This window comes from Pectobacterium jejuense (genome assembly GCF_026800125.1).
GTDB lineage: Bacteria > Pseudomonadota > Gammaproteobacteria > Enterobacterales > Enterobacteriaceae > Pectobacterium > Pectobacterium jejuense.
In genome coordinates this window covers 279,650-290,970 of the sequence record NZ_JAPQKX010000004.1, presented here as the reverse complement: position 1 = coordinate 290,970, position 11,321 = coordinate 279,650, and the positions used below count along the sequence as shown (strand labels likewise).

General features: G+C 51.9%; 8 protein-coding genes and 1 pseudogene. 4 read left to right on the top strand and 5 right to left on the bottom strand.

The genetic code is table 11. The features are described from left to right. Window positions 1-123: 123 nt before the first annotated feature. Window positions 124-1,223: pseudogene (locus tag NXT09_RS09830) on the top strand (IS3 family transposase). A gap of 496 nt (window positions 1,224-1,719) precedes the next feature. Here the strand turns inward: NXT09_RS09830 and NXT09_RS09825 are convergent. After that, a complete protein-coding gene (locus NXT09_RS09825) occupies window positions 1,720-2,235 on the bottom strand; it encodes a hypothetical protein (RefSeq protein WP_268579563.1) in 516 nt (171 codons plus the stop codon). Between the two features lie 1,058 nt (window positions 2,236-3,293). Between NXT09_RS09825 and NXT09_RS09820 the strand changes: the two genes are divergently transcribed. The 3 genes from NXT09_RS09820 to NXT09_RS09810 all read left to right on the top strand — a co-directional run bounded on the left by NXT09_RS09820 (window position 3,294) and on the right by NXT09_RS09810 (window position 6,368). Beyond that, window positions 3,294-3,722, top strand: a complete 429-nt coding sequence (locus NXT09_RS09820) for a GNAT family N-acetyltransferase (protein WP_268579562.1) — start codon at window positions 3,294-3,296, stop codon at window positions 3,720-3,722. Between the two features lie 90 nt (window positions 3,723-3,812). Beyond that, entirely contained in the window at window positions 3,813-4,934 is a 1,122-nt protein-coding gene (locus tag NXT09_RS09815; RefSeq protein ID WP_268579561.1) for a ribosomal protein uL16 3-hydroxylase, read from the top strand. 297 nt (window positions 4,935-5,231) lie between these two features. Continuing rightward, window positions 5,232-6,368 (top strand): lipase family protein, encoded by a 1,137-nt coding sequence (locus NXT09_RS09810; protein WP_268579560.1) that lies wholly within the window; start codon window positions 5,232-5,234, stop codon window positions 6,366-6,368. A gap of 44 nt (window positions 6,369-6,412) precedes the next feature. On the opposite strand, the gene NXT09_RS09805 is transcribed toward NXT09_RS09810, so the two are convergent. From NXT09_RS09805 to NXT09_RS09790, 4 genes are read right to left on the bottom strand one after another with little or no spacing between them, the layout of a single operon-like run. Next, window positions 6,413-7,606: an ABC transporter permease gene (locus tag NXT09_RS09805; RefSeq protein ID WP_268579559.1), complete on the bottom strand. Its 1,194-nt coding sequence runs from the start codon at window positions 7,604-7,606 to the stop codon at window positions 6,413-6,415. Beyond that, window positions 7,600-8,715 (bottom strand): ABC transporter permease, encoded by a 1,116-nt coding sequence (locus NXT09_RS09800; RefSeq protein ID WP_268579558.1) that lies wholly within the window; start codon window positions 8,713-8,715, stop codon window positions 7,600-7,602. The genes NXT09_RS09805 and NXT09_RS09800 overlap by 7 nt, the downstream gene beginning before the upstream one ends. Beyond that, window positions 8,715-9,713 carry an HlyD family secretion protein gene (locus tag NXT09_RS09795; protein WP_268579557.1) on the bottom strand — a complete coding sequence of 333 codons (999 nt, stop codon included), beginning with the start codon at window positions 9,711-9,713 and terminating at the stop codon, window positions 8,715-8,717. Before NXT09_RS09795 ends, NXT09_RS09800 begins: the two co-directional genes overlap by 1 nt. Next, a complete protein-coding gene (locus NXT09_RS09790) occupies window positions 9,710-11,131 on the bottom strand; it encodes a TolC family protein (protein ID WP_268579556.1) in 1,422 nt (473 codons plus the stop codon). Before NXT09_RS09790 ends, NXT09_RS09795 begins: the two co-directional genes overlap by 4 nt. Between the last annotated feature and the right edge of the window lie 190 nt (window positions 11,132-11,321).

The following is an 11,321-nucleotide window of genomic DNA, read 5'->3' as shown; positions in this document are numbered from 1 at the left end:
GCGTATTACCTTCCATTTTGTCACTTTTCTGAGGGCCTTCATGATGATCTCTTCCCTTTGTTCAGTACCGGCGTAAAGTAGAGTTTTCGGCCCGTCTTCTCCATCAAAAAGAGGTCATCCGGCATGAAAAAGACACGTTATACCGAAGAGCAGATTGCGTTTGCCCTGAAGCAGGCCGAAATCGGCACACGGGTGGAGGAAGTCTGCAGAAAGATGGGGATTTCTGAAGCCACGTTTTACAACTGGAAGAAGAAATTTGGCGGCATGGGCGTGACGGAACTGCGCCACCTGCGCCAGCTGGAGGAAGAGAACCACCGCCTGAAGCGGCTGGTCGCCGACCTCAGCCTGGACAAGGAGATGCTGCAGGACGTCATCCGAAAAAAGTTCTGAGACCGGTGCAGAAGCGCGAAGCGGTGGAGTATCTGCTGGCGGCATACCGCATCGGGGTTCGCAGGGGATGCAGGCTGATGATGCAGAGCCGCACGGTCTACCACTACCGCAGCTGCCGCGATGACCGGGCCATCACCTGGAGGATACGCGAAATAGTGGAAACCCGGATACGCTATGGCTGCCAGCGGATCCATATCCTGCTGCGGCGCGAGGGCTGGCTGGTTAACCACAAGAAAACCCACCGGATTTACTGTCTGGAAGGGCTGAACCTGCGGGCAAAACGCCCGCGGCGGCACGTGACGGCCAGGCACAGGCGCGCTCGCCCGGCCGTCACCGCTGTGGTTCAGTGCTGGAGCATGGATTTCGTTGCTGATAATCTGTTCAACGGGCGGCGGATACGCGCCCTGACTGTAGTGGATAATTTTAGTCGTGAATGCGTGGCGATCGAGGTGGGTCAGGGGCTTCGCGGCGACGATGTAGTTGCGGTGATGGAACGGATCAGGCAGACACAGCAGCGGGTTCCGCAGAGGCTGCAGACGGACAACGGCAGCGAATTTATCTCGAAAACGCTGGACCGCTGGGCGTATGAAAACAGGGTAACTATGGACTTCTCCCGGCCCGGAAAGCCCACGGATAACACGCTTGTGGAGTCATTTAACGGCAGCCTGCGTGACGAATGCCTGAACGTGCACTGGTTCCTGTCCCTGGCCGATGCTCAGACGAAGATCGAGCACTGACGACAGGAATATAATCAGTACCGGCCACATTCTTCGTTAAATAACCAGACTCCGGCAGAATTTGTTCGAAGTCTGCAAAAAGGCCCGGATCTCTGATTTAGCCTGGCACCGATATTGGGAGGAGATCACCAGGATATGAACCTAATCAACAGAGGTTTTTGCACAAAACTACTTTAATAATCCAAATTATATCTTTAATAATTTATTGTGCCTTTATTTTTCAATTTGCACGACTCACAGGTAATGATTATATATCCTATATCAATAATAAATCTCAATGAATGATTTATACACTTGAGATGTTTGATAAAAGTCCATGTGCCAATATTAATATTGGTAAGGTTTCCTTTCTAGATGATGGCAATGTTCTGGTTGCGACTAAGAATAATGATAAATACTCATTAAAAGTCATGAAGTGCGAGATAAAATAGTAAATAATGCTTTGTTATGGTTATTATAGTATTCAATTTTAATAGGGAGCTTTGCCATTGTCTTAGCTTCCTTTACGCCGCATATTTCATATCTTGGGATGTGATAGTGCTAATTAGAGTACACCTATCGTTACTAAGCACTTTTTTTCTAAAATAAAAACCTAAACCTCTTTCGGCCCAAGACTTACAGACAACTGCCAGTTCTTAGAATTGGCTCTCTTTATTATTTCGGGTATTGTTGTCACCAATTTATCTTCCGTTATTTTGTTATGTAGTACAACTATATGCCTATCGCCGAGAAGTTCTGATGCTATTATTTCATTCTCAGTAATGGCAAAGAAAAAATTCCTGAAGTCAGGAGTGGTAACCCTTTTTTGATTGCAGGTTTTTAGTTCAATAAATGTTAATGATTTTAATATTCCGGCCAAGGAGCTAACGTCACTAAAGTCAACACTTACATTTTCAGGGATAGAAATAAAATCAAAGCTTGATGCCTTTATTTCAATACCTTCAAACTGCTTCAGCGCAGCTAGCAGATTTTTCATGTCTTTCCCTTTAGGTCTTTTTATCCATAAAGCTTGCGAGTCAAGTAAGCTACGTTCCCCTAATATTCCATTTTCTGAAGAATATCTGGCGATATGTGCCCTCTTTGATTCAATCAATTCAAGTAGACTCACCGTAATTTCCTTTTAGTTTAATATTGCATACAGAAATTTATCACATTTCCTTTTTAAGGCAATGTTAAACTGCTATTACTCTTCCGATTGCGGGAACAAATGGAACTCATGAGGGGCCGATTCTCGCTCACTGAGACAACAAGTTCTTCGATACAGCTCGTCTTGTGCCAAAGGATGTCGATGTTAATATTTGGATGTATCGATGAATGGGCGAAAGTTAGGAGGTATGATGGTAACTAGGGAAAGCATGAAGCTATGGATCATAGAGTGTCTTCGGGAACGGGGTGGTAGTGCTTGGCCACGTGAAGTTTCAAAGTACGTATGGGACAGATACGAGGCTGAGCTTAGGGATTCGGGCGATATGTTGTATACGTGGCAATATGACATTCGTTGGGCCGCTCAACAATTGAGAAACGGGGGCACTCTGAAACCAGTTCATAGACGCAGAGATTTGCCATGGGAACTAGCATAGTAACAGTGAGTGTTCGTTTTGCACTGTGAGTTCAACCGATAGCTGACTTTGCCCTGAGGGAGTTGGTGCCTCTGAAGAAAACTTTCCTGCCTGCCTGAATATTGCTTTTATGGCCATATCAGTGTTCTACTGGTATGGCTTTATACCCACTAGTGATGTCTATTTTTTGTACGGCTTTTAACTTGTGGGTACAAGTGCGGGTATAAGTATTTATTCCTGTTTCTAAACAGCATTGATATCAGTCTATTAGGTGTAAAATTCGGTCCGGCCTTCGCACCATAGTATGAAAATCAAGTCACCTCAGGGTGGCTTTTTTTATGTCTGAAATTCAGATGGTTATATCTTTTCCTTAATATTTTTTCCCTCAACCTTCTCAAATCATCCAATCTTCCCTTAACCACACAGATAGCCACAATCGTCATGAAAAAGAATCATATGCCGAAAGGCGGATTGTGCTTATGCTGAAACATATTACCTGCGTTGGGTTACGTGCAGAAGTACAGGAATCCCTGAAACCACATTTTCAGCGGCACGTTATTCATACTGGTCATATCTTTTTAATAAACGTGAGCTGGGGGGAGGGCGAGTGGAATTAATCGTGACGCACGACATTATCGATAGCGATCGGGAAGCACTTTTTGCGGGCCTGAGAAGCTACAACCATCGGTTTATTACTCCTGCGTCTTTTGGGCAAATCGGTATTTTTCACCGCAATAGTGCCGGGACTATGCTCGGCGGGCTGATCGCAACCCGTAAAGGATTGTGGCTGTGTATTGATTATTTGTGGGTTGGTGAGGAATCCAGAGGCCTGAAGCTCGGTAGCGCGTTGGTGAAGGAAGCGGAACAGGAGGCTATGCGTCTTGGATGCCGTCATGCGCTTGTGGATACGTTTAGTTTTCAGGCACTTCCCTTCTATGAAAAGCAAGGTTATCAGCTGCAAATGTCTTTACCTGATTTTCCTGAGGAAGGCATGTTAAGGCACTATCTAATAAAGAAAGATATGCAGGCTGCATGATAGTTAGCCGCCCATTGACCAATGACAAAGTAGATGAGGCATGGCCTTCTTTATAATCAGGCCCGTTTCTCTTCTCACTGGTGTGGACGCATGGCTTACCAACTTAATCTTAACTGGCCTGAATTCTTAGAAAAATACTGGCAAAAACAGCCTGTTGTATTGAAGAACGCTTTCCCGAATTTTGTCGATCCAATTACGCCGGATGAGCTGGCGGGTCTGGCGATGGAAGCGGAGGTCGATAGCCGTTTGGTCAGCCATCAAAATGGTCAGTGGCAGGCCAGCAACGGGCCGTTTGAGCATTTTGATAATCTGGGTGAAACCGGTTGGTCGCTGCTGGCTCAGGCAGTGAACCACTGGCATGCGCCGTCTGCTGAGCTCGTGAGTCCGTTCCGCGTGTTGCCAGACTGGCGTTTAGATGACCTGATGATCTCCTTTTCCGTCCCAGGCGGCGGCGTGGGCCCGCATATCGATCAGTACGATGTCTTCATCATTCAGGGGATGGGCAGCCGTCGTTGGCGCGTGGGCGACAAGTTGCCGATGCGTCAGTTTTGCTCACATCCTGCATTGCTGCATGTCGATCCTTTCCCGCCGATCATTGATGAGGATCTTGAGCCGGGCGACATTCTCTATATTCCGCCAGGCTTCCCGCACGATGGTTTTACGCATGAAACTGCACTTAACTACTCCGTGGGGTTCCGCGGGCCGAACGGCAGAGACTTAATCAGCAGCTTCGCTGACTACGTGTTGGAGAACGATCTCGGCGGTGAGCACTATAGCGACCCGGATTTGACCTGTCGGGAACATCCGGGGCGGGTTGAGGCGTATGAGTTTGACCGTCTGCGCGAGATGATGATCGACGTGATTAATCAGCCGGAAGCGCTGAAAGCGTGGTTCGGACGCTTTGTGACAACGCCGCGCCACGAGCTGGATATCGCTCCGGCTGAGCCACCTTACGAGCAGGATGAGGTTGTGGGTGCACTGATGGATGGCGGCGTGTTGACGCGTCTGAGCGGGCTGCGCGTTCTGGAAGTCGGCGGTAGCTACTTTATTAATAGCGAACGACTGGACACGGTCGATCCGAACGCGGCGGATGCGTTGTGTCGTTATACCGTTCTCGGGAAAAAAGAGCTGGGTGAAGCGCTGAAGAATCCGGCTTTTGTGGCTGAGCTAACCGCGCTGGTTAATCAGGGCTACTGGTTCTTCGACGAATAAATTCCCTTCTCTTTAGCGGCTTCCTGGCACGTATGGCATGACGTGCCTCGGGAGCCGCACATTACCATTCGCATGGTTCGCTGTATCAAAAGCGTATAGGTTCGCCCTGTTAACATTCGACTATCAGCCTGATGTCTGTCGCGGCAAGGTTAATATCGCCATGGCCTAATTTCTCTATTGCTAAAAGTTAGTTACCTATTGAATTTAATAATGAAGTTATCAATTTTTGACATCATTCAATCAATAACTGAACTACCTTTTAGGGGATGCCAAATCAAATAACTCTGGAGAGATGTCATGTTTCATTTACCTAAAATAAAGCAATCCCCCTTAGCGTTATGTCTCATTATATCAGCCTGTGTGGTGGCACCGTTTTCTTCCGCAGATACGAAGGCACCAGGCACGCTAGTAAAAAAAGTGCAGTTGGCTGAGGAGTATGGCTTACTGGAGGCCGCTGAGCAGTATCGGATCCTGTATCACTCTCGAAGTGGTGTGGATGGCAAAAGTCTACGGGACGACACCGGCGCTGTTTTCATCCCTAAAGGTGAGACGCCAGAAGGTGGCTGGCCAGTCGTGGTGTGGACGCATGGAACAATAGGTGTGGCGGCTGCCTGCGCACCGTCTCTCAATCCACGTTCAGCGCGAGATGCGCAGTATTTAAATACCTGGTTGTCGTTGGGGTTTGCCATTGTGGCGCCGGACTATGCGGGGCTTGGGTCTGCCGGGCTACATCATTACCTCAATGCACGAGGGGAAGCGTGGAGCGTGCTGGATGGCGTAAAAGCATCGTTGAGTACATTCCCGTTGCGTAATCAGTTAACGCTTGTCGGCCAGTCACAGGGGGCGCATGCGGCCTTTGCGACAGCGGGCTACCAACCTGATTATGCGCCGAACCTGCATATCGTATCGACGGTATTGACCGGTACGCCCTATTTTGATGACAAGACCTCTGCGGCAGATCTTTTTGCTGGGGAAAGTGGAGAGGGCGGCGATCCAAAAATACCTTATGTGATGTATATCTATCTCTCGGCGGCCGATATCAATAAAGAGCTTAAGGTTGATGATTATTTCACACCGAAAGCTGCAGCCATTGTCGCTGACGCACGTAAGATGTGTATCGGTGAGCTGACGCAAAAGGTGATGGCCGAGGGGCTGAACGCGAAGAATAGCCTGAAGCCTGCGATCCAAGGATTACTGGACAGCCAAACCCCGAGTTTGCGCTATAACACACTCAAGGTTAACCAACCGGTCTTCATCGGGATTGGGACCAATGACATTAACGTACCTACAAAGATGCAGCGTCACTTTGCGGAAGATGTTATTAATGCAGGGACGTCAGCAGAGGTACATGAATATAAAGGCATGAATCACAGTGAAACGGTTAACGTTTCACTGCGTAATTCGGCCCCCTTTGTGTGGTCGGCAAAACCGTAAACCTCTTGTCCCGACGTACCTGTCGGGACATTCATTTTTAATGTTCAATAATGTGCCAGGCATCGACGCACTGCCTGATTTTTCCGTCGGTATTGCCGCTGCCGATACCCTAACATTCCCCACGCCAGCAGGCCGTACAGCGCGGTCAGCATCCACAAGTGCCACCAAAATGCGCCGATCTGGGCAAAGTCAGCGCCCATCTGGTTAAGACGCAATATCCCCTGAATCGTGAAGACGGCGGGCACCCATTGCGCGAGCCAGTTCAGAGGCGCGGGAATCATTTCAACGGGCCAGATAAAGCCGGAGAGAAAGACAATCGGAATGGAAGACAGCAGCACAGCCTGACTGGGGAGATCTTTGCGCGTAAAGGCCGCCCCTAGCGCCACACCGAGCCATAGCGTCGAGAGCAGAAAGGGCAGCGCAAACAGCAGCAGTTGGCTCATGCTGGCTTCGCGTGCAATGCCGTAGGCATCGAGACAAAAACCGAGCATGTAGAGTAGCGAGAGCAGATAGGCTCCGCCAACGACCAGCGTGCGAGCCAGCAGCAAACGCCACGATGTCGCAGATTGCCAGTAGCGAACCTCGCCAGACTGCGAGCGCTGATTTTGTCCGGCACCGAGCAGGCCGCATCCCATCAGCAAAATCTGGTGCAGGATCAACATGAAAACGCCGGGAACCACGTAATCGACGTAGCCCATGGTGGGGTTAAATACCGGCACGGCATTCAGCGAGGTTGCCTGCCACTGTGAGCTGGCGGCGGGTATGCCTTCCCCCTGAGCCAGCAGCCGTCCGACTTTAACCTGTGCGCCCGCGGTTCCGCCAACTGTCGCCAGAGATTGCGCGATTGCGCCGTAGATCAGGAAGTAGCTGGCATCTGCTGAATAACTTACCGTGACGCTTTTTCCCTGCATGATATCGCGATAGAAGTGGCGTGGAATGTAGAGAATTCCTTTCGCTTCGCCGTGCAGAAGCAGCGCCTTGGCTTCATCCAGCGTGTTGCGTTGCGCCACCAGCCGTACCTCTGGCGTGGAATCGGCCATAAATGCCAGACGGCGTGAGAGCTGAGTGCCATCTTCATCAACCAGCACCACCGGCAGTTCGCGCGGCGTCTGGGCGAGGTAAGGCCGCGGATAGAGAAAGGAATAGAGCAGAATCCCGCCGAACAGAGTGAGCAAGATTGTCGGATCGCGCAGTAAGCTGCGCAGCTCAAACCGGATGAGGGTGGCGAGGGTCAGCATGCTACCTCCTTGTCACGAGGTCGATAGCGCCAGAGGGTGAGCGGTAGCAGCAGCCAGAATAGGGCGAGTGCTGCCAATGCGGGCGCGATCTGAACGACTCCTGCACCGTAGCTGGTGATGGCAATCGCGATATCGCCATAGTGAGCGACGGGCAGCAATTGCCGCCAGAATGTGGCGAATGTCTCCATCGCTGCCGCCGGAAAGGTGATGCCCATAAATGCCAGTCCGGGAGCCATTAACGCACCGACAATGGAAACGGCACGTGCCGGATCGCGAATCAGCGCATAGAAAGCCATGCCCAGTGCCACGCAGGCGCCGGCGGTCACGCCGATTGAGACAAAGAGCAACAGCGCTGAGCCGTTAAGCGGATAATCAAGCAGGCTATACAGCCCGTAGCTCCATAGGCCGCCCCACGCCCAGCCGATCAGCCAGTGCGTCAGGAATTTAGCACCGATGGCCGCGCGGTTCTCCGGCATCCAGTGCGCTCCGTGCCGATCCTCCCGAGCCAGCGTATTCAGGCCATATAGCGCGAGCAGGATCGACCAGATCGAGGGAATAATCGCGTTCAGTAAGAACTGGGCGTAGTTGGAATTTTGGTTAAACAGCGCGGTAATCTGTCCACCAATCGGCACCGCTAGCCCTTTGGCTTCTGGAACGGCCGCGCCTTGAGCCAGCGCCTGCACCACGGCGATCTGCCCATTGAATGTTCCCGCTACCAACGCCAGCGAGCTGTTGATGACCTTTGCAATCAGCACAAACTGCCCGTTATTCCAGGCGGTGATGGTCGGTGATGTTCCTTGCCGGATATCACGCGCAAAGTGGCGTGGGATGACCACCAACGCGTAGATCTCACCGCCGCGTAACGACGCTGAGCCTTCTGCCACGGTCGGGAACTGGTGGTTCAGGTTGAAAGACGGCGAAGCATGCAGCTCTCTGGCAAACTGGCGCGACATCGTGCTGTTATCCAGATCGATCAGGCCGATGGGGAGCTCGCGCACAATGGCCCCGGATAGCGTCCACCAGGTAATCAGCATGGCGACAAGCGGCAGCCAGAGCGCTAAAGCTATCCCCCAGCGGTCGCGCCACAGCGCCCTCCCTTCGCGCATCATCACATTTCTACCAGCGCGCTCATGCCGACACGCAGCCCACTAATCGGTTGAATCGGACGCGCCTCCACTTCGAACGTTCGCATATCGAATCCTTGTCGGGTATCCGTTGCGCGCCACGTGGCGAAGTCGCCCATGACGGAAACGTAAGACACCTTAAACCGGAATGTCTGGTTGTTCAGCGCAGGGATACGCGCCTCAAACTCGGTGCCCATCGCAAAGCGCTCAAGGAGATCCTCGCGCACCGCCAGTTGGATCCAGATGTCGCTCATGTCCAGCAGCGTGACTACAGGAAAGCCCTGTGGCGCAATTTCGCCGCTGCGCAGTAACACATTGCTGACTTCTCCTGTATGCGGGCTGACGACGCGCGCCTCTGCCAGATAGGCTTCCACCTCGGCGACCGAGCCGGCGGCCATGCGGACTTTTTCCTCTGCCGCTGCCTGAGTTTCTTTCCGCGTGCCTTCCTGCGCCATTTGATATTCCTGCCATGCCATTCCTTCGGTATAGCGTGCGGCATCCCACGAGGCTTTAGCTTCATCCCGTTTTTGCAGCGGCAGCACGCCTTCCTGATAGAGATTTTGTACGCGCAGATAGGTCTTATGACTGAGTTCGGAACCGGCTTTGGCTTTTTGCCACTGATCTTTGGCGGCGGCGATCTGCTGCTCACGTGCGCCTTTTTTGGCTTCCAATGCCACCGCACCTGCTGCGGCTTCACCTGCTTTTGCCTGTTCCAGCTTCGCATCCAGTTCCGGCGTCAGGAGCGTGAATACGAGATCGCCGACGTCAAGCTGCTGGCCTTTTTGTACCTGCACCTCTGCGATACGCCCCGCTACTTTTGATGACACCGAATACTGCTGTGCTTCGACTTGCCCCTGCAACCGTATCGGTTCGGGCTGATAGGCAAGCCAGAAGCGATAGGCTATCCAGACAACCACAATCAGCAGAACGGCCTGAAGGAGCCATTTGCGTGTTGAACGTGAAGGGAACTGGGGCTGTGTCATGGCGTCACCTGTATGGCGTATTGGGTCTGGTAGTCAGAAAAGCGGGTTATCTGGCCGGAAATCGCCATCAATCTGGCGATGGACACCACGTAACGATAGGCCGCAGAGGCACGCTGTGTTTTGGCTCCGGCCAGCTGGTTTAGCGCATCCACGACGTCCAGTGAGGTAGACATGCCCTGCATAAACGCCTTATTACGTAGCTGGACGTTCTCTTCGGCCAGTTTTTCTGTCGAAGATAGAGAATTGAACTCTTCCAGCGCCAGTCGGGCTTCTCGCCACGTACTTTCGACCATTATCTCAAGGTTTTGCCGCATATCGGCTTCCAGATGGTTAACCTGCATTTCTGCGCTTTTCGCGGCGGCGATGTTGTCGGAGCGGCCTTCACGGCTGATGAGCGGGACGGAAACACCGACACCCACCATCCAATCCGGCGTAGTTCGGGCGGCCAGCGTGTCCTGCTCATAGAGTTGATAGTTGCCGAAAAGAAATACGTCAGGAGCGTATTTGGCGCGCTCTATACGGATGAGATCCTTGGCCTGATCGCGCTTGGCAGAGAGCACCTTTAAGCCGGGGTGCGTGTTGAGTGTTTGCTTCACCAACGCAGGCAGTTCGGGAAGCGTTTTATTGACGAACAGCGACGAGGAGGGGGTGGCACCTTCTGTTTTGATGAGCTTTGCGAAGACCATTTCGGTGGTCTCCATACTGCGCCGCGCCTTTTGCGTTTCGATACGCGCCATGTCATAAGCGGATTGGGCGGACAGCACCTCGACTCGGGCGATTTGGCCTTGTGCTTCCAGCTTGCGCGCGTGGTCATAGTGCTGCGCCATGCCTTTCTCTATATCCTGACGCGTTTTCATCACCTGATGCGCCATCACCACGCCGTAGTAAGTCTGTGCCAGCGCCTCAAACTGCGCCAGCATGCGGATGATTAGCATTTGCTCAGCCTCATTGACCTGCGCGGCACGAATCGACTGAGCCGCATCAATCCGGCCTCCGGTGAATAACGGCCAGACGACCTGAACGGAGCTGGTTACCACATTTTGTTCTGTGAAGCGGGTGACGAAGGGATTGCTGCTGATATTAATCAACTGATTGAGCGCGGCGAAGATGTCCCGGTGATTCGATAGCGGGTTTAAGTCGCGTGCGTCCAGTTCGACTGGTTTGTCGAGGCGTGTATAGCTTGCGCCTACGTTGACCTGCGGCCAATAGAGCCCTTTGGCGGATTCTTTCAGGAACTGCGCGCGATCGACTCCTGCGTGTTCAGCGGCAATGCTGTCATCGCTCTGCAACAGGCGGGCCCAGGCCTGATTAAACGAGATGGTTTGCCCAAATGCCGTGGACGACCAGCACTGCAACAGCAGCAGCGCGATGGGAAAATAAGTCAGAAGCCGGATTTTGCTGTGTGTTATTCGAGGCATGACAGGTGAAATCATCCTTTTACCCAAATACCGTCAAATTGATAAAAATAAGCCCGCCAAAAGCAGCACAAGGCTTGTCCATTTTCACATAATGAGGAAAAAGCGTCTAACGTCAGGTAAACAAACTGCATATTGCAGGTGATGTGTTCCGTATTATTTTTTGTGATGATTTAGTTTTGGTCTAAATTCC